The 18,553-nt window shown below is 69.7% G+C and carries 14 protein-coding genes; 8 read left to right on the top strand and 6 right to left on the bottom strand.

The annotated features are described in order from the left end of the window. The 3 genes from VGL85_RS12860 to VGL85_RS12850 all read left to right on the top strand — a co-directional run. Positions 1-894: HupE/UreJ family protein (locus VGL85_RS12860; RefSeq protein ID WP_331589344.1), on the top strand; the 894-nt coding region annotated here is incomplete at its 5' end. After that, positions 894-1,517, top strand: coding sequence for a HupE/UreJ family protein (locus tag VGL85_RS12855; RefSeq protein ID WP_331589343.1), 624 nt, complete (start codon positions 894-896; stop codon positions 1,515-1,517). The genes VGL85_RS12860 and VGL85_RS12855, both read left to right, overlap by 1 nt. Positions 1,518-1,543: 26 nt before the next feature. Beyond that, entirely contained in the window at positions 1,544-3,526 is a 1,983-nt protein-coding gene (locus VGL85_RS12850; RefSeq protein ID WP_331589342.1) for a DUF3604 domain-containing protein, read from the top strand. A gap of 3 nt (positions 3,527-3,529) precedes the next feature. Here VGL85_RS12850 and VGL85_RS12845 read toward each other — a convergent pair whose 3' ends face one another. Then, entirely contained in the window at positions 3,530-4,123 is a 594-nt protein-coding gene (locus VGL85_RS12845; RefSeq protein ID WP_331589341.1) for a HupE/UreJ family protein, read from the bottom strand. Positions 4,124-4,290: 167 nt separating this feature from the next. On the opposite strand from VGL85_RS12845, the gene VGL85_RS12840 reads away from it, so the two are divergent. Then, a complete protein-coding gene (locus VGL85_RS12840; RefSeq protein ID WP_331589340.1) occupies positions 4,291-4,914 on the top strand; it encodes a TetR/AcrR family transcriptional regulator in 624 nt (207 codons plus the stop codon). 89 nt (positions 4,915-5,003) lie between these two features. Here the strand turns inward: VGL85_RS12840 and VGL85_RS12835 are convergent, their stop codons facing one another. Next, positions 5,004-7,226 (bottom strand): TonB-dependent receptor, encoded by a 2,223-nt coding sequence (locus VGL85_RS12835; protein ID WP_331589339.1) that lies wholly within the window; start codon positions 7,224-7,226, stop codon positions 5,004-5,006. 179 nt (positions 7,227-7,405) lie between these two features. After that, a complete protein-coding gene (locus VGL85_RS12830; protein ID WP_331589338.1) occupies positions 7,406-8,443 on the bottom strand; it encodes a hypothetical protein in 1,038 nt (345 codons plus the stop codon). 132 nt (positions 8,444-8,575) lie between these two features. On the opposite strand from VGL85_RS12830, the gene VGL85_RS12825 reads away from it, so the two are divergent. Further along, the gene (locus VGL85_RS12825) at positions 8,576-10,723 is read left to right on the top strand and encodes a beta-N-acetylhexosaminidase (RefSeq protein ID WP_331589337.1); all 2,148 of its coding nucleotides are present in this window, start codon (positions 8,576-8,578) and stop codon (positions 10,721-10,723) included. Here the strand turns inward: VGL85_RS12825 and VGL85_RS12820 are convergent. Continuing rightward, positions 10,699-12,003, bottom strand: coding sequence for a sugar MFS transporter (locus tag VGL85_RS12820; RefSeq protein WP_331589336.1), 1,305 nt, complete (start codon positions 12,001-12,003; stop codon positions 10,699-10,701). The two genes, VGL85_RS12825 and VGL85_RS12820, sit on opposite strands and share 25 nt — an antisense overlap. Next, positions 12,003-14,816: a M14 metallopeptidase family protein gene (locus VGL85_RS12815; protein ID WP_331589335.1), complete on the bottom strand. Its 2,814-nt coding sequence runs from the start codon at positions 14,814-14,816 to the stop codon at positions 12,003-12,005. The genes VGL85_RS12820 and VGL85_RS12815 overlap by 1 nt, the downstream gene beginning before the upstream one ends. A 209-nt stretch (positions 14,817-15,025) precedes the next feature. Between VGL85_RS12815 and VGL85_RS12810 the strand changes: the two genes are divergently transcribed. From VGL85_RS12810 to VGL85_RS12800, 3 genes are read left to right on the top strand one after another with little or no spacing between them, the layout of a single operon-like run. Then, complete coding sequence (locus VGL85_RS12810; RefSeq protein ID WP_331589334.1) at positions 15,026-15,643, top strand: TetR/AcrR family transcriptional regulator; 618 nt, start codon at positions 15,026-15,028, stop codon at positions 15,641-15,643. Then, positions 15,643-16,578, top strand: a complete 936-nt coding sequence (locus VGL85_RS12805) for a hypothetical protein (protein ID WP_331589333.1) — start codon at positions 15,643-15,645, stop codon at positions 16,576-16,578. The genes VGL85_RS12810 and VGL85_RS12805 overlap by 1 nt, the downstream gene beginning before the upstream one ends. Continuing rightward, positions 16,565-17,623: a hypothetical protein gene (locus VGL85_RS12800; RefSeq protein WP_331589332.1), complete on the top strand. Its 1,059-nt coding sequence runs from the start codon at positions 16,565-16,567 to the stop codon at positions 17,621-17,623. The genes VGL85_RS12805 and VGL85_RS12800 overlap by 14 nt, the downstream gene beginning before the upstream one ends. Here the strand turns inward: VGL85_RS12800 and VGL85_RS12795 are convergent. Beyond that, positions 17,610-18,553 (bottom strand): amino acid permease (locus VGL85_RS12795; protein ID WP_331589331.1); only part of this gene is annotated, 944 nt, incomplete at its 5' end. The two genes, VGL85_RS12800 and VGL85_RS12795, sit on opposite strands and share 14 nt — an antisense overlap.

Genomic DNA, 18,553 nt, shown 5'->3' with positions numbered 1-18,553 from the left:
CGCGGCCAATACGATGTGCTGTGGAAGCAGCCGGCGAACGGCGAGTATGCGCTGCGCATGGACCCGGTCTTCCCGGCGGAGTGCATGCTCGCCGGGGCTGACAACCGCAAGCTGCTGCCCGGCGCGATGCTGACCCGCTTCCACCTCGCCTGCCCGGATGGGCTGGAGGGCAAGCCGGTCGCCATTGCCGGGCTGGAGATGACGCTGACCGACGTGCTGGTCCGGCTGCATAAGCTCGACGGGCGCGAGGAAACCCATCTCGCCCGCGCCACCGACACGACGGTCACGATCGGTGGCGGGGGTGGCGGCTGGGCGCGGGCCGGGACGTATCTCAGGCTCGGCATCCAGCATATCGCGTTGGGCATCGACCATCTGCTGTTCGTGCTCGGCCTGCTGCTGATCGTGCGCGACCGCTGGATGCTGCTGAAGACGGTCACCGCCTTCACCGCCGCCCACAGCCTGACACTGGCCATCGCCACCCTGGGCCACATCCAGCTTCCAGTGGCGCTGCTGAACGCCCTGGTGGCGCTCTCCATCCTGTTCGTGGCGCCGGAGGCGATCCGGGCTGCGCGCAGCGAGACCAGCCTGACCATCCGCCATACCTGGGTAGTGGCCTTCGCCTTCGGCCTGCTGCACGGGCTGGGGTTCGCCAATGGGCTCACGACGCTGGGCCTGTCGAAGGGTGAACTGGTCCCGGCGCTGGCGCTGTTCAACGTCGGCGTGGAGATCGGCCAGCTCACCTTCCTGGGCCTGGTGCTGGCGCTGGGCCGCGCGTTCCGGCTGATGGCGATCCGCTGGCCCGAACCGGTGCTGCGGCTGCCGGCCTACGCCATCGGCGCGCTGGGCGCGATGTGGACCGTGCAGTACGCCGCCGTGGCGCTGGGGGCCTGGTGATGCGCGCGCGCTCCGCCCTCTCCATCCTGGCGCTCGCCGCCGCGGCCTGCGCCCTGCCGGGCGTCGCCAGCGCGCACCTGAACGCCAGCGGCATGGGCCCGATCTATGACGGGATCGTCCACTTCGGGCTTTCGCCGGAGGACAGCCTGCCGGTGGCGGCGCTGGGCCTCTACGCCGGCCTGCGCGGCCAGGCCCACTCGCGGCTGGTGCTGGGCGTGTTGCCGCTGGCCTGGATCGCCGGCGGCGGGCTGGCCATGGCGGGCGCGGGCCTGCCGGCCGTGGCGCTGTCGGCCGTCACCGCAGCCCTGTTCCTGGCGATCGGCGGCCTGCTCGCCGCCAACGCCGAACTCGCGCCGCGCCTGGTCGCCGCCGCGGCCGCGGCCCTGGGGGTCACGCGCGGCCTGGCCGACCTGGCGGGCGTCGCGCCCAGCCTGCCGCATACGGGCGCGCTGATCGGCATGAGCGCCTGCGTCTTCGCCCTGTTCGCCCTGGCCGCCTCGCTGACCCTGCCGCTGACGCGGCTGTGGATGATCATCGCGGTCAGGGTGGGCGGTAGCTGGCTGGCCGCCACCGGCCTGCTGCTGGCGGGCTGGATCTGGCGCTACGGCGCGCGCGCCGTGTGAACGAAAAGATGTTGAGGGAGGCTTCCATGGCCCATCGCGGTCTGTTGATCACCACCACGGCGCTGGTCGCCCTGGGCGGCGCCACCGTGGCCGCCGTCGCGTTCTGGCCGCACGCCCAGGCGAGGGCCGGCGCCGAGCACCGCGCGCCCACCGTTCTGGCCCACGCCAGCGCCGCCGCTGCGACCTCCGACCCGGCCGATCGCCGGGCCTTCTTCGGCGAACTTCACCTGCACACGGTGATGAGTTTCGACGCCTGGACGTTCGGCACCAAGGTCACGCCCGACCAGGCCTACAAGTTCGCGCGCGGCGAGACGGTGATGGTGCCCGCCTTCCAGGTCGCCAAGGAACAGGGCCTGAAGGTGTCCGGCCCCGTGCCGGCCAAGCGCGCCTGGCCGCTCGACTTCACCGCGGTCACCGACCACTCCGAATTCCTGGGCGCCATGACCCAGCTCGACATTCCGGGCAGCGCCTTCTCCAAGACGACGATCGGCAAGGAGGTCTCCGGCGGCGGCCAGGGCGCCTTCTTCCGCGCCGGCGCGGCGCTGCGCGGCGGCGAGGGGCAGGACGTCGCCGACATGAAGGCGGCCGCCCAGGCGGCGGACGGCTGGAACGTCGAGATGCAGGCGGCCAACGCCAACTACGAGCCCGGCAAGTTCACCACCTTCGTGGCCTACGAATGGACCGCCTCGCCGGGCCAGGGCATCCACATGCACCGCAACGTGATCTTCGACTCCGATCACGCGCCCAACCCCTTCACCGCCGTGGATTCGAACCACCCCGAGGACCTGTGGAAGTACCTCGACTCGGTGCGCAAGCAGGGGATCCAGGTGCTGGCGATCCCGCACAACGCCAACCTCAGCGACGGTCACGACTTCGACTGGAACATGTCGAACGGCCGCCCCATCGACGAGGCCTACGCCCAGGAGCAGGCGCTGAACGAGCCGCTGGTGGAGATCACCCAGACCAAGGGCACGTCCGACACCGCGCCCGAGCTGTCGCCCAACGACGAGTTCGCCAACTTCGAGATCATGGACCGGATCTACAAGGGCGAGACCCAGACGAAGTGGCACGGCTCCTTCGTCCGCGAAGGCTACGGCCGGGGCCTGGTGATCCAGAGCCAGGTGGGCGCGAACCCCTTCAAGATGGGCGTCACCGGCGGTTCGGATATCCACAATGGACTGACGGTGAGCGACGAGAACGCCTTCGCCGGCCGGATCAGCGGCCTGGACCGCAAGACCATGCTGCCCACCGGCCAGGCGGCGCGGATCGCGCTCGGCATGAACGAGGCCGAAGGCGAGGTCCGTGTGCGGCCGAACGGTCAGGCGGAGAACAATCCGTTGCAGTTCGTGGGCGCCGGGATCACCGGGGTCTGGGCTGAGCAGAACACCCGCGAGTCCATCTTCGCGGCGCTGAAGCGCAAGGAGACTTTCGCCACCACCGGCACGCGCATCCGCGTGCGGATGTTCGGCGGCTGGGACTTCGCGCCGGGCATCACCGCCAAGCCCGGCTGGGTGAAAACCGCCTATGCCAAGGGCGTGCCGCAAGGCTCGGACCTGCCGGCGGCGGGCGCCTCGAAGGGTGCGCCACGCTTCATTCTGCAGGCGATGAAGGACCCGGACGGGGCCAATCTCGACCGGGCCCAGATCATCAAGGTGTGGCTTGACGGCAAGACCTACAAGGAGAAGGTCTTCGACGTGGCCCTGTCGGGCGGGCGCAAGGTCGACCCGAAGACCGGAAAGGCGCCCGTGGTCGGCAACACCGTCGACCTGACCACCGGGCTGGTGAAGAACACCATCGGGGCGGCGACGCTGACCGCGGTCTGGAAGGACCCGACGTTCAATCCCAAGGTCGCGGCGGTCTACTACGCCCGGGTGCTGGAGATCCCGACGGCGCGCTGGACGACGCACCTGGCCATCGCCAACCACCTGCCGATTCCCAAGGCAGCGCCGGCGACGATCCAGGAGCGCGCCTGGACGTCCCCCATCTGGTTCACGCCGCCGAAGGGCTAGGGCTCAGCCGGCCAGGGCCGTCCAGAGGAAGAAGCCGCCGCAGGCTGCGATGACGCCGCCGGTCCCGCGCAGCGCCAGGCGGCCCCACGGCCAGCGGTGGATCAGGCCGATGGCGATGCCGGTGGCGTGCAGCAGGCCGGTCGCCATCACGAAGCCCAGGCTGTAGAGCAGGGCGTTCTGGCCGGGGGGCAGTTCCGCGCCGTGGGCGTAGCCGTGGAACAGCCCGAACAGCCCTACCAGCACGGCGGCGGTCCATAGCGGCGGCTTCAGTTCGGCCAGCACCACCGCGCCCAGGCAGACGCCGGAAAGCGCGATGGCGATCTCGCTGCCCGGCAGGTGGACGCCGATCAGGCCGATGAAGCCGCCCACCGCCATCACCAGCGGGAAGGTCACCGGCAGCAGCCAGATCGCCGGCCGTCCGAGCTGGGCGCCCCAGAGCCCCACCGCCACCATGGCCACGATGTGATCGAGGCCGGAGATCGGATGCAGGAAGCCGCTCACGAAGCCGATCGCCTCGCCGCGCACGATGTGCGCCGCGGCCGGTCCAGGCGTGGCCGCCGCGGCCAGGATGAGCGCGGCGGGCAGCCATCGCGCCATGGGTCCGAACCCTGCTTCCGATCCCGGATTCCCGCCGGCTTTCCTGGCCATTTCATCCCGCTCCAAAGCACCGCTCAATAGCTTGCAAGACCTTGAATTTCCGTCCATTCTGGCGTCCCTGCAAGGGGCGAAAGACGCCGCAGGACACCGCCAGGAGACACCCCGGAATGGCGCCATCGGCCCGCAGCCTTCCACGAGCCGAAAAAGGCGCCGCGCGGGAACGGCAGATCCGCATCGCCGCCTCGCGCCTGTTCGTCGAAAAGGGCTTCGACGGCGCCTCCATGCAGGACATCGCCGACGCCGTCGGCCTGACCAAGCCTGGCCTGTACCACTTCGTGGAAAGCAAGGAAGGCCTGCTGGCCCTGATCGTCGAGGACGGGGTGGCGCGGCTGGAGCGCGAGGTGATCGAGCCCGCGCTGGCGGTCGCCGATCCGGCCGAGCGGATCGCGACCCTGGTCCGCGCCCACGTGGCCAACATCAGCCGGGTGGAGTCGGACATCGGCAATCCGGTGACCTCCCTGGTGGAGAACCTGATCGGCCTGTCGGACGCGCGCCGCGCCGAGATCGAGGCCCGGCTGCGCCGGCTGTACGAGGTGATCCGCGGCGCGCTGGGCGAGCTGCGCGCCGAGGGCCGGCTGGTCGAGGGGATCGATATCACCACCGCCGCCTTCTCGATCATCGGCATGGTCATGTGGACGAACCGCTGGCGCCGGCCCGGCGGGCGGGTGACGGCCGAGGCGGCGGGGCAGGACATCGCGCGCCTGGCGCTCCGCGCCGTACTGCGGGACTGACCCCCGGCTGCGGACTTCAGGGGAAAGGACGGGACCCGGACAGGGAGGAAGCGCCGGGCCCCGCGCGCCGCGCTGCGGCGCGAAATCCCTCACCACTTGTAGATCAACTGGCCTCCAAAGGTCCTGGGCTCGCTCCAGCGCCGCGAGGCGGCCGCCTCGAAGGCGATGTAGGTGGTGTTGAACAGGTTGTTGACGAAGGCCGACAGCTCCCAGGGCCCCTTGCGCACGCCGAGGCGGGTGTTGAACAGCTGGTACTGGTGCAGCTTGGGCGTCTGGGCGATCTCCTGCACGCCGCCGAAGCGGCCGCTGTAGACCAGGTTGAAGAAGCCGGTCGAGCCCATGGGCGCGGGGTGGCTGTAGTCGATGTTCGCCGAGGTCAGGTAGTGCGGCAGCTGCGGCGGGATATCGCCGTTGAAGATGCCGCTGGTGATCTTGCCGTCCTGGGTCGAGGCGCCGAAGGTGCCGGCCAGGGTCCCGCCCGCCAGACCGACGTTGATCGTTGCTTCCGCCTCCACGCCATAGACGTTGGCCTTGCCGCCGTCGGTGGCGAAGGGCGTGGCGGCCTGCGCGCAGACCGGGTTGGTCGCCCGGCAGCCGTTGTCGGTCTGGATGATCAGGTTGTCGACGTCGGTGTAGTAGGCCGCCACAGTCACATAGAGTTCGCGGGTGATGTTGCCCTTGGCCCCGACCTCATAGGACAGGGTGTTCTCGTTGCCGTAGCTGACCGGGATCGGGATAGGCTGCTGCGGCACGCCCAGGTTGGCGTTGAACCCGCCCGCCCGGAAGCCGGTGCCGGCCTTCAGATAGGCCATCCACTCGGGGCTGAACTTGTAGGCCCCGGTCAGGTCCCATGAGGTGTTGGTGGGGCTGAAGGTCGCGTCCACCAGCTTGCCGGGGTTGGCGACGCCGGTGCCGAAGTCGAACTGGTTGGCGGAGAAGGTCTTGTCGTCGTCGGTGTAGCGCGCTTCGCCGGTGACGCTGAAGCCATTCATGAAGTCGTATTCCAGGCTGCCGTAGGCGGCCCAGGACTTCAGCGTCTGGGCCGACGGCGAGACCGTGCCGGTGGACGGGTTGGCCTTGGTCGGCGTCCGCGTGGCGGTGATCACGTCGGAATCATCCAGGTCGACGTACTCCGCGCCCGCCAGCCACTTCCACTGCGGCCCGAAGTCGCCGGAGATGTAGAGCTCCTGGTTGAAGCTTCGGGTGTGGCCGTGGTTCTGCTGGGTGCCGTTGATCTCGCCCGGGGCCGCGCCCTTGGCCAGCAGGCCGTCGGCGACGATCTCGGCCGCCAGGGTCGGATCGAGCAGGTCGTTGTCGAACTGCTGCACGTCCTTGCGGTCGCGCCACAGGGAAATCCAGGTCAGGGTCCCGAAGCCGAACTTGTAGTGCGAGGTGAACTCAAGGTCGTTCACCTCGTCGCGGTCGGCGTTCTCGAAATTGCCGGGCCGGGAGAACTTGGGCTCGATGAACACCCCGTTCGGCTCGGTGGCGTTGGGGTAGACGAAGAGCTGCAGGTTCAGCGCCGGGTACTTGTCGCTCGAATGCTCGGCCATCAGGTTGGCGTCGAAATCGCCGTTCTCGTAGCGGAGCTGGGCGCGATAGGCGTGGGTCGCCTGGGCGTCGATGTAGTTGCCCAGGTCGGGGTTGAAGAAGAAGCCCTTGGACTGGTCCATCAGATCGGCGCTGAGGCGCAGGGCCAAGTGGTCGGTCAGCGGATGGTTGATGACCGCCTCGACCTCGCCGTAGTCCTTGTTGCCGCCCTTCACCGAGACATAGCCGCTCTCGGTCTGGGTCGGCCGGGCGGTGATGATGTCGATGGCGCCGCCCACCGCGTCACGGCCGTAGAGCGCGCCCTGGGTGCCGCGCAGCACCTCGATCTGCGAGGCGTCGAACAGGTCGAAGCGGCTGTAGGTGCGCCCGCCCTGGGCGCCGCCGCCCACATAGGCCCCGTTGCGGTAGAGGCCGACGCCGGAGTCGGCGCTGGTGCCGCGGCTGGTGCCCGAACCGCGGATCGAAATCTCAGAGGTCAGCGGCGTCGAGGTGTCGCCGAACGCCACGCTGGGGATGGTGGTGACGAGGTCCTTCACCCCCTGCAGGCCGCCGCGCTGTTCGATGTCGCCGACCCCGATCACGCTGGCGGCGATCGGCACGTCGCGCAGCCGCTCGTTGCGCTTGCGCGCGGTGACCACCAGTTCGCCCACCTCGGTGGTGTCGTTCGTGGCCTTGGTGGTGTTGCTCTGGGCCATGGCCGGCGTGGCATGGATCGATGTGATCGCCAGCGCCGAGGCCACGCCGAAAAGCGCCTTACGCATATCTTCCCCCTATGCTGGGCGGATCGGCGGAGCCGTCGCGCCTCTCTTGCGCGCGCCCTCCATGCGACGCGCCTGAGCCGGTCCTTGACCGACCGGTCGGTCCAAAAACGCTATGAAGGATCGTCGTTCGCCTCAACGACGCGGCTGGGGAATTCCGCTAGGCGGCGCCGGAAACCGCCCTACTTCCTGGCCGCAAGCGCCGCATCGAAGAAGGCGACCTGGCGGGCGGCGTATTCCGAGCGCATCTGGTGGCCGGCCCAGGCGATGATCAGCTCATCGGCGATCAGCCGGCTCTGCGCCCCGCCCGGCGTGCGGCGGTAGAGTTCGAGCAGCTCGTCGCGGTCTATCACCGGCTTGTCGGTGAAGACGCCGCGCATGCCGTGGGCGTCGATCAGGCCTGCCGCCGGCAGGGTTTTCGCCACCAGATCCTCGCGCTGGGCGGGGCTGAGGCCGGGGACCAGGGCGAAGGTCGCCGGGCAGACGCTGTGCTCGAGGTTGAGGTGCGTCTCGATCCTGCCGCCGGCCTTTTCGAGCTGAGCCGCGATCTCGCCGACCCGCTTGGCGTCGACCAGGCCGTCGTGCTCGGACAGCACCAGGAACGTCGGCGGCAGGGCGTGGGCGTCCTTCAGCAGGTCGCGCATCGGCGCGGGGAACGGGCCCATGTAGTCGGCGACCGCGACCACCGGCAGGCCCTGCTGCTTGGCCGCGGTGGCGTAGAGGTTGGCGAAGGACCCGCCGTTCGACATGCCCATGGTGAAGACCGGCGTCGCAGCGGTGATCGCGCCCTTGTCGATCAGCGCCTTGTGCAGGGCGAGCATGTAGGCGACGTCGGGGTTGGCCTTGGGATCCAGGCTGGAGACGTCCCAGCGCTTCACCCCGGTGCGGTCCAGCGACGCTGAGGCGGCGTAGCCGTAGCCCGCCGCCACCAGGGCCGAGAGCACGCGCACGGTGTGCAGGCGCGTGGCGAAGGTCTCCGAACCGCCGGTGCCGTGGAACAGGTAGACGATCCCCTTGGGGTGCGGCGGGATGAAGCTCAGCACCGTCCGCCCGCCGATGATGTCGCTGTGAACCGGCGGCGCCGGCAGGATCGAGGGCGCCTCCACCCAACAGGGCGCGGTCGCCGCCTGGACGTTCGGCGGGGCGGCCAGGACCAGGGAGAGCGCCGAAAGCGCCAGGCCGCTGGTCCGGCGAATGGCGGTCAGACCCCGGTATGACATGGCGGCGCTCCCCTGGCTGGGGCCTATTGAACCCCGGCGGGGCGGGACCGCTCCGGCGAATTGGCGACGTTCCGGGACACGGAATTCGCACCGCCCTTGATCGAAGCCGCCCTACCGCGCGACGGTGCGGCCATGAAGCTTCGCCTTGCCGCCATCACCTTCGCCCTCGCCTTCGCGACCGCCGCCGCCGCCGCCGAGCCCGTCCTGCTGCCGAAGCCCCGGTCGATGACGGTCGAGACGGGCGCCCTGCCGCTCACCGGCGCCTTCAGGGTCAAGGCCACCGGCTGCCGGCAGCCCCTGACCGGCAAGGCGGTGGCGCGTTTCCAGGCCGATGTCGCCCGGCTGCGCACCCTGGGTCGCGGTCCCGGCCCCGCGCTGGAGATCCATTGCGACGCCAAGGACGCGGGCTATCTCACCTCGAAGGCCGCAGAAGCCTATTGGCTGCATGTCGGCGGGGATGGCGTGCGGATCGAGGCCGACGGCCCGGCCGGCGCCCTGCACGGCCTGGCCACCCTGCGCCAGCTCGTGGGCTCCGGCCCCGGCCCCGCCGAAATCCCCTACCTGCGCATCGACGACGAGCCGCGCTTCCCCTGGCGCGGGGTGATGATCGACACCTCGCGGCACTTCATGAGCGTGGCGACGGTGAAGCGCCAAATCGACGCCATGGAGCGGGTGAAGCTCGACGTCCTGCACTTCCACCTGTCGGACAACGAGGGCTTCCGGATCGAGAGCAAGCGCTATCCGAAGCTGACGCAGATCGCGACCCATGGCGAGTTCTACACCCAGGCCGAGATCAAGGACCTGGTGGCCTACGCCGCCGACCGCGGCGTGCGGATCGTGCCGGAGATCGACGTGCCGGCCCACACCGCCGCGATCCTGCAGGCCTATCCCGAGCTCGCCGCCCAGACCGATCCGGCCCAGCCGCTGGCCGCGGCCAATCCGGCGCTGAACCCGGCCAACGAAAAGACCTACGCATTCCTGGACGGCCTGCTCAGCGAGATGACCGCCCTGTTCCCCGACCGCAACTTCCACATCGGCGGCGACGAGGTGAGCGACGCCGCCTGGATGAAGGACCCGACCATCGTCGCCGACATGGCCGCCAACGGGATCAAGTCGCGGGTCGAGATGGAGGCCGCCTTCCACAAGCGGGCGCGCGAGATCCTGACGCGGCTGGGCAAGACCGAGATCGGCTGGGACGAGATCGCCGCCGCGCCGCTGCCCAAGGACGTGATCGTCGAAGTCTGGCGCTTCTCCAACCCCATCGCCGATGCGGTGCGCGCGGGCCATCCCACCGTCGTCTCCTCGGGCTACTACCTCGACCACCTGGAGACCGCGGCGACGCACTATGCCGTCGATCCGCTCGACCTGCAGGCCGACGGCTTCACGCCCGCCGAGGTGGCGCGCGCCCAGACCCTGAACCCGCTGCTGGCCAACGCCGCGCGGCCGCTGGAGCTGAAGCCGCTGCCGCCGCTGACGCCGGATGAGCAGAAGCTGGTGCTGGGCGGCGAAGGGCCGATCTGGGCCGAGCTGGTGACCGACGAGATGCTGGACCAGCGCCTGTGGCCGCGGGCCGGGGCGCTCGCCGAACGGTTCTGGTCGCCGCGCGAGGTGCGCGACCCGGCCGACATGGAACGCCGCCTGGCGGTGGTGCAGCGCGAGCTGGAGACGCTCGGCCTGCAGGACCTGGCCAACCGCGCGCGGATGGCCGAGCGGCTGGCGCCCGGGAACGCGCGCACGGTGCTGACCTTGCTCACCGCCGTCTCGCCCACCCGCAACTTCGCCCACAACCACACCACCCTGGCCATGCTGAAGGGGGTGGTGCATCCGCCGGAGCAGGACCTCACCAGCCTGGCCGACGCCGCCCCCACCGACGCGCCGGAGGTCTGGGCGCTGGAGGCCGGCGCGGCCCGAGCCGCCAAGGGCGACTTCGCCGAGGTGTCGGAGATGCGCGCCCAGCTCAGCGCCTGGGCGGAGAACGATCCCGCCTTCGCCGCCATCGCCAGCGGAAAGCCTGACCTGGAAGCCGCCCTGCCGATCTCCGCCGAGGTGGCCGCTGTAGCCCGGGTCGGCCTGGCCGCGCTGGACGCCCTGCAGCGGCGCACGCCCCTGCCGCCGGACCAGGCGGCCCATGACGCCGCGATCCTCGATCAGGCCGAGAAGGAGGCCGCCGCCTCGGCCCGGCCGCTGTTCGTGTTCGTCTCGCCCCAGCCACCGGCCGACCTGATCATCTCGATCACGCCGGCGGTCCGGACCCTCTATGCGGCGGCGACGGCGCGCTGACCGGCGCGGTAGCCGCGCCAGGCGTAGAAGAAGATGTAGAGATAGGCCGGCGCCATCAGGGCGGCGAACACCGCCTGGAAGTCGTAGTGCTGCTTCAGGATCGCGAAGGCCTGCGGGATCACCGCCCCGCCGACGATGCCCATGACCAGCAGGGCCGAGCCGGTCTCGGTCACCCGGCCCAGGCCCTTGATCGCCAGGGGAAAGATCGCCGGCCACATCATGGCGTTGGCGAAGCCCAGCGCGGCCACGAACCCCACCGAGACATAGCCCTTGGTCAGGAAGGCGCCGGCGACCAGCACGACCCCAAGCAGGGCGGAACCTTGCAGATAGGTCTGCTGGCTGAGCGGCTTGGGGGTGAAGATCAGGCCGCTCACATAGCCCGCCAGCATGGCGGCGAGCGTGAAGGCGGTGAAGAACTTGGTCTGGTCCAGCGGCAGGCCGAAGGCGCGGCCATAGGCGCCGATGGCGTCGCCGGCCATCACCTCCACGCCGACGTAGACGAACAGGCACACCACGCCCAGCCACAGGTGCGGGAAGCTGAAGATGCTGCGGTGGAGCCCGCTGCGTCCTTCATCTGGGCCTTCCGGATTGGCCTCGGCCACCTTCAGGTCCGGCAGGGGCGAACGCAGGATGCCGATAGCGGCCACCAACAGCAGCCCCGCCATGGCCAGGTAGGGCAGGTGGATCTTGGCGGCGAAGCTGTTCAGCAGGGCCTCGCGCGCCGACCCGGCGCTTCCCTCCAGCGTCGTCGACAGATCGCCGATCCCGCCCAGCACCAGGGCCCCCAGCACCAGGGGCGCGGCGATGCCGGCGGCCTTGTTGCAGATGCCCATCAGGGCGATGCGGCGCGCCGCGCCGTCGATCGGCCCGAGGATCGAGACGTAGGGGTTGATGGCGGTCTGCAGCAGCGCCAGGCCGCCGCCGATGGTGAACAGGCCGCCGAGCGCGCCCGGATACCAGCGCCGGGTCGCGAACTCGCCGAAGACGCCCGCGCCGACGGCCATGACCGCCAGGGCGACGGCCAGCCCCTTCTTTAGCCCGGTCAGCTTCAGGATCCGCGACGCCGGCAAGGCCCAGACGAAGTAGGAGACGTAGAAGACGGTCACCACCAGGAACGAGTTCACGTCGTCGAGCCCGAAGGCCAGGCGCACGAAGCTGATCAACGGCCCGTTCAGCCAAGTGCAGAACCCGGTGATGAAGAACAGCGCGCCGGCGATGGCGAGGGACGGGCCGAGACCCGCCCCCGTGCGGCCCCCGGCCGGCGCGCTGGCCGCGGTCATCAGTGCGCCTTGCCGGCCGCCGCCGGGCCGTATTCGAGGGCGTTGAAGACGAACTTGAACGTTCCCTGCGACTGGCCGCGCATGGCGACCTCCGGACCCAGCAGGAAGACCTTGCCCGATCCGTAGGAGCCGTCGACCACGCCCACCGTGCCGTCCAGCGCCTTCTGGCCCCAGGCCCAGCCGGAGCGCAGCGGGTCGGCGCCTTCGAACCAGGAGACGGATTTGGCCTGCGCCGGATCGGCGATCTTGAACACCGGGCTGCTATCGAAGAACACGTCGACCTTGTCGGCGAAGCCGTAGCCCAGCGGGTCCTTGTTATCGACGCGGGCCGAAAGGATGGAGCCGGGGATGTAGAACTTGGTCGAGGGCAGCGGCGCGGGCTTGCCGTCCTTGCCCGGCGCGACCAGGCCGTTTTCGGTCAGCTTCATCACCTCGCCCAGGCGCGTGGAGCCGCCGATGGCGACGGCCGTGCCGCCGGCCTTCACGAAGGCCTCGATCTGCGGCAGCGTCTTCTCGTTGGAAAAGCGGCCCAGCATCTTGCGGTACTTCTCCGGCACGTCCTCAGGCTTGGGCAGCGGACGGCCGCCGCCGCCGCCATAGCGGCCCTCGCCGCCCGGCACCGCGCCGTCGACGAACAGCAGCACGTCGTACTTGGCGTTGAGGTTCCCGGCGTCCAGCTCCGGCGCGTAGACCAGGCTGTAGGGGAACTCGAACTGCTCGGCGATCCACTGCATCCAGCCGGAGGTGATCAGGCCGCCGTAGGTGTCGACGATGCCGATGCGCGGCGTCTTCAGCGCGATCTTCTCGCCCTTGGGCGCCGAGCCCATGGCGTAGGCGTCGATGCCGAGCTCGCCCACCGACTTGCTGATGATCTCCTTGGCTTTGGCGCTGGCTGGCGCCCAGACCGCGCCCGGGCCGAAGGTCCTGCCGTCGGCCGTCACCGGGGCTTTCAGCCAGAAGACCGGGACCTTGGCCTTCTGCAGCCGGTTGGTGAGGGTGAAGCTGTTGTTGGTCTCGTGGTCGAGGATCCAGCCCGCCGCGCCCGCGCCCACCACCTTGCCGGGCGGCGGCGCCATCACCTCGTCGATCGGCTGGAAGGGCCCGGAGAAGCCGTCGAGGATGCGGTCGAACTTCACCCCCATCTGGTAGCTCAGGTTATAGCCGGTGATGTCGTAGGGCTTGATCGGCGGGCCGCCGGGATATTCGAAGTCCTGCGGGTGGTCCTGCGGCTCGAACATGTCCAGGACGTGCGGCCGATAGGCCTGGTCGCACAGCACCACATAGCTGCCGGCCGGATAGGACTTGCCGGCCACGGTGAAGGGCGCGGTCGCCTTGTCCACCACGATGCCCGACTTGATGAGCGCGTTCAGGAACCGCACGGTGGTCGGCATGTCCGGCTGGTCCGGCGGCAGGATGTAGCCGCGCGGATCGCGCTGGTCCGGCGCGTGCAGGACGGTCTGGTAGAGCTTGGCGTCGACCACCGAGTTGGGGTCGCCGTTGCCGCCCAGGCCGTCGCCGCCGCGCGTGCGCTGGACCGGCCCCTCGGCCTTGGCCGCAGCCTCGACCGCCGCGACCCGCTTGGGCGTGATCGTCCAGTTGTCGGTGGCCGAACGCTTGAGGGAATTGTTCCCCATCAGCCAGCGGTTGAAGAGCAGGTCTTCCCGGTTCTTCGACGCATAGTCGATCGTCGCCCGGTTCATGGTCTTGATGTATTCGATGGTCGTCCTGAAGTGCCAGATCTGCGGCGGCACCGGATAGAGCTCGTCCTGGTTGGAGAGCTGCTTGGAAGGCACCAGCGGCAGCTGCATCGGCGTCGGGCTGCCGATGATCTCGGTCAGGATGCCGACCACATTGTGGAAGTAGCCGGTGGTCCTGAGGCCGCCGTTGAACCAGGTCGAATAGGGCGCCGCCGAGCGCTCCGCCGAGCCCGGCTTGTCCTCGGCGATCAGCCGGCCGTGGATCGCGGCCGAGACCCCGTCCAGCTCGCTCAGCACCAGCGGGTCGTAGTGATAGTTCGACGGATTGCGGAACGGGGGCACGAAGACCACCGCGCCCAGCGGCCCGGTCTGGTGCTCGTTGTAGACGATCTGCGGATACCATTCCTTGAACATCGCCCGGTTGATCGCCGTCGTCTCGGGCATGTTGGACATGTAGTATTCGCGGTTGTTGTCGTGGCCGACGTAGCGTTGGTAGAGCACCGGCAGGTCGGCCAGGCTGCGCGCCTTCGGATCGGACTTGCGCATGTACCAGTCGGCGACCAGCTGCAGGCCGTCGGGGTTCGGCAGCACGTAGAGCATCACCGTGTCGTTCAGGAAGCGCAGGGTCTCCGGGTCGTTCTTGGAGACCATCTCGTAGACGATCTGGATCTGGGTCTGGGCGTTGGAGACCTCCGAGGCATGCAGGCCGCCGTCGATCCAGACGAAGGCCTTGCCTTCCTTTGCCATGGCGTGGGCCTGGGCTTCGCTGACGCCCTTGGCCAGCGCCAGCTTCTTGGAGATGTCGCGCAGGTGGTCGAGGTTCCTGATGTTCTCCGGCGAGGAGACCACTGCCATCCAGATGTCGCGGCCCTGGACGCTCTTGCCCAGGCTGACCAGCTTCATCCGGTCGCTCTCGGCGGCGAGCTTCTTCCAGTAGGCGGTCACCTGGTCGTAGTTGGCCAGATAGTAGTCGTCGCCCGGCTCGTTCCCGATCAGCGCTTCCTTGGGCGTGGTGATGTGGGCGGTGGTCGCCTGGGCCAAGGCGGCGCCTTGCCAGGCCAGGGCCAGCGCGACGCCACCCAACAGGGCGGACTTGGCGAACAGTACGGATTTCATGGAAGCTCCCCGATGCCCTCGAGGACGGAAACACAGACCGCCCTCGACTACGCCTCGCGACACTAGCGCCCCGTAGCGACAGGTCGAGCCCTCGCAGCATGGTTTTGCGCCGATGTGTCTGCGCGGAAGGATCGCGCTCCTGGCGGGGCCTTTCCAACGGCTGATTTGTTACGTAACGTAGCTTTTGCCAGCCGCCGGAGCGTCGCGCCATGCCGACCCTCGTCCAGACCCCGCCGCGCGCCGCGCGGATGCGCCACCCGGACCGCGCCCGCCAGCTGCTCGACGTGGTCGAGGCCCTGGCGCTCAAGGAAGGGCTGGCGTCGGTGACCATGCAGCGGATCGCCGATCTGGCCGGCGTCGCCAAGCCCGTCGTCTACCGCCATTTCGCCAACGCCAGCGAGGCCCTGCTGGCGGTGCTGGAGCGCCGCTGGGCCGAGATCGACGCAGACCTCGACGCCATCTTCCGCACCGCCGGCCCCGGCTTCGAAGCCGAGGTCGCCCGTCACGTGGAGCACTATCTGACCGGCATGGCGGGCGACCGCTACCGGATCCGCAAGCTGCTGGCCGTGGCCGACGGCGACCCGATGGTGTTCGCCGCCTGGCGCAGGCGCCTGGACCGCCGCAACCGCGACCTCGCCGCCATCCTGCAGGCGACCCACGCCGCGCCGGCGGGCGCGGTCCAGACGCTGGCCACCCTGATCATCGGCGCGCTATCGCGGCTGGGCGACAAGGTGGCCGAGGCGCCGGAGCCGGCCTCGATCCAGGCGCGCCGCTTCGCCCGCTTCGTCGCCGGCGGGATCGCCGCCGCCAAGTCGGAGATCGTCTGATGTTCGATCGTCGCCAGATCGCCGGAGGCCTGCTCGCCGCCGCCGGCGCGCCCGCCCTCGCCGCGCCCGGCAAGGGTGTTGTGGAGGGCCAGCCGACCTGGAGCGAGTCGGCCATGGTGCTCTATTTCGACGCCGAGGCGCGAAACGGCCTGTCGCTGCGCATCTCGCGCTATCCGGAGCGTGGGGCGACCTGGGTGTGGCTGCATCTGCTGGCCAACGGCGTGCTCTACACCTTCACCGACAGCAAGGTCGCCTGCTCCGCCGACAAGATCACCGCCGAGCTGCCCAGCGCCACCTATCCCTCGCCCGGGCTCAGGGCGTCGATCTCGCGACTGGGGACCTCCGCCGAACTCAAGGCGATGTCGTTCAGCGCCGAGCTCAAGGCCCACAAGGGAACCAGCGGGACCGACGGCCCGGGCGCGGCGCCGGTCAGTGTGGAGGGCGTCTTCCACCCCGGCCAGTTGCTGGCCGGCTCGCCCAAGGGCCGCTTCGAGCACACCGGCCGGGTGGAGGCGACGATCCGGGCGGGCGGCAGGACGATCGCCGTCGGCGGCGTGGGCAAGGCGCACGAGCAGACCCAGACGGCGCCCAGGTTCACCACGCCCTTCACCTACGCCATGCTGTGGAGCGCCGACTCCGGGATGATCGGCCTGCTGAGCCCGGCTCGCGGCTACGGCGACCTGGACCTCGGCGGCCATGACACCCCGATGGACAAGTTCCACATCGAGCCCTGGTCGAAGACGCGCCGTTTCGTGGCCGACCTGCACGACGGCCGCCGGGTCGAGGGCTCGGCCGAGACCGTGGTCAGCTACCAGGTGCCGATCTTCGGGCGGATGTGGGGCGGCAACGTGGTCCGCGCCGATGTCGCCGGCCACCGCATGATCGGCATGATCAACGACTGGAAGCCCAAGGAGCAGCCCTATGGCCTTGCGTGACGCGACCATCCTCGCCCGCCGCGACCTGCTGGCGCTGGCCGCGACCCTGCCGCTGGCCGGCCGCGCGTTCGCCGATGCGCCCAAAGGCGCTCCGGGCCCGGAAGCCGGCCCGTTCGAGATCGGGACCGTCGAGCGGATGAACCTGGTCGACGCGGCTCGCGGGCGGACTATTGCGACGCGGGCCTTCCATCCGGCCAAGCCCGGCCGCTATCCGCTGATCGTGTTCAGCCACGGCTTCGGCGGCTCGCTCAACACCTTCAACAACACCGGCAAGGTCTGGGCGAGCCACGGCTATGTGGTGCTGCACCCGAGCCATTCGGACTCCATGCTGCTGCCGGACCCCAAGGTCCCGCCCGCCGACGCCGAGGTGATGCGCCGCTACCTGGCGACGCGAGGCCAGACCCGCGACCGCGACCTGCAGACCGCCTTCGTCAAGCTGCTGGACGACCCCTTCTTCATCGACAGCCGCCTGCGCGACGTGGGCTTCCTGCTGCACGCGCTCAAGGACCCGAAGCTGGGCCTCGACCCGGCGGTCCTGAGCCGCGCCGACACCGCCAAGCTCGGCATGAGCGGCCACTCGTTCGGCGGCTACACGACCCTGGTGCTGGCCGGTTCGAAACTGTCGCCCGCGCCCGCCGCGCCGATCCCGACGGGGTTTTCGGGCTTCATCGGCATGAGCGGCCAGGGGCCCGGCCGGATGGCGCTGAACGACGACAGCTTCAAGGGCATTGTGAAGCCCTACATGGCCACCACCGGCACGCGGGATTTCGGCGCGGCGGGCGAGACCCCGCAATGGCGGCTGAAGCCCTACGACCTCTGCCCGCCCGGGCGGAAGTACGCGGCGGTGGTGCAGGGCTTCCGCCACGGCGACTTCGATCCGCCGCCCGGCGATCCGGAGATGGGCGCCCGGGCCGCGACCCTGCGCAAATACCAGCTGCAGTTCTGGGACAGCGTGCTGAAGGCCGACAAGGGCGAAGAGGCCGCGCTCGCCTCGGAGGCCCAGGGCTCGAAGGAGACCGATCCGGTCTGGCTCAGGACGCGCTGAGCGCGGGCCGGCGCCGCTTGCCGACCACATAGGCGAGCGAGAGCAGGATCAGCCAGGGCACCCCTACGATCCAGGAGATCTGCCAGAACTCGGTGTCGAGCCCCATGGTCACCAGGATCGCGGCCAGCAGGACCAGGCCCGCGATCTGCAGCACCGGGAAGAACGGCATGCGCACCGGCAGCTCGTCGGCCCGATGCCGGCGGCGGAAGGCGATGTGGCTGACCAGGATGATGATCCAGACAAAGATCGCCCCGAACAGCGAGACCCCGAACAGGTAGTTGTAGGCCGCCGGCGTCAGCTTCGAGAGCATGGCCGCCGCCACGATCATCAGGCCCGAGAAGCCGACGGCCAGGGCCGGCGCGCCCACCTTGTTCAGCACCCCGAACTGGCGTGGCGCATAGGCGCCGCGCGACAGCGAGAACAGCATCCGCCCGGTCAGGTAGGTGTTGGCGTTCATGCTGGAGAGCGCGGCGGTCAGCACCACGAAGTTCATGATCCCGGCCGCGTAGGGCACGCCGGTGTGGGCGAACACGCGGACGAACGGGCTCTCAGCCACCACCTTCGCGCCGACGTCGGTCCAGGGGATGAAGCTCACCAGGATGGTCAGGGCCAGGATGTAGAAGAGGAACAGGCGCAGCGCCATCGAGCGCAGGGCGGCGGGGATGGCGCGCTTCGGGTCGGGGGTCTCGGCGGCGGTGACGGCGATCAGCTCCACCCCGATGAACGAGAAAATGCCGATGATCACCCCCATCCAGATGCCCTTCAGCCCGTGCGGGGCGAAGCCGCCGGGCAGGCCGGTCAAGTTGTGGAAGCCCACCGCCGGCTGGGCCACGCCAAGGATCGCCGCGCCGCCCAGGATGATGAACAGCACGATGGCGGGGACCTTGATCAGCGCGAACCAGTACTCGAAGGTCCCGAAGTTCTTCACCG

Origin of the sequence: Phenylobacterium sp. (genome assembly GCF_036501465.1) — a bacterium.
GTDB lineage: Bacteria > Pseudomonadota > Alphaproteobacteria > Caulobacterales > Caulobacteraceae > Phenylobacterium.
This window is presented reverse-complemented; position numbering and strand designations above follow the sequence as displayed.

Coding starts and splice junctions, on each gene's coding strand:
- VGL85_RS12805 (WP_331589333.1), top strand. CDS start 15,643: ATGTTCGATCGTCGCCAGATCGCCGGAGGCCTGCTCGCCGCCGCCGGC.
- VGL85_RS12800 (WP_331589332.1), top strand. CDS start 16,565: ATGGCCTTGCGTGACGCGACCATCCTCGCCCGCCGCGACCTGCTGGCG.
- VGL85_RS12825 (WP_331589337.1), top strand. CDS start 8,576: ATGAAGCTTCGCCTTGCCGCCATCACCTTCGCCCTCGCCTTCGCGACC.
- VGL85_RS12845 (WP_331589341.1), bottom strand. CDS start 4,123: ATGGCGCGATGGCTGCCCGCCGCGCTCATCCTGGCCGCGGCGGCCACG.
- VGL85_RS12830 (WP_331589338.1), bottom strand. CDS start 8,443: ATGTCATACCGGGGTCTGACCGCCATTCGCCGGACCAGCGGCCTGGCG.
- VGL85_RS12815 (WP_331589335.1), bottom strand. CDS start 14,816: ATGAAATCCGTACTGTTCGCCAAGTCCGCCCTGTTGGGTGGCGTCGCG.
- VGL85_RS12840 (WP_331589340.1), top strand. CDS start 4,291: ATGGCGCCATCGGCCCGCAGCCTTCCACGAGCCGAAAAAGGCGCCGCG.
- VGL85_RS12855 (WP_331589343.1), top strand. CDS start 894: ATGCGCGCGCGCTCCGCCCTCTCCATCCTGGCGCTCGCCGCCGCGGCC.
- VGL85_RS12835 (WP_331589339.1), bottom strand. CDS start 7,226: ATGCGTAAGGCGCTTTTCGGCGTGGCCTCGGCGCTGGCGATCACATCG.
- VGL85_RS12850 (WP_331589342.1), top strand. CDS start 1,544: ATGGCCCATCGCGGTCTGTTGATCACCACCACGGCGCTGGTCGCCCTG.
- VGL85_RS12820 (WP_331589336.1), bottom strand. CDS start 12,003: ATGACCGCGGCCAGCGCGCCGGCCGGGGGCCGCACGGGGGCGGGTCTC.
- VGL85_RS12810 (WP_331589334.1), top strand. CDS start 15,026: ATGCCGACCCTCGTCCAGACCCCGCCGCGCGCCGCGCGGATGCGCCAC.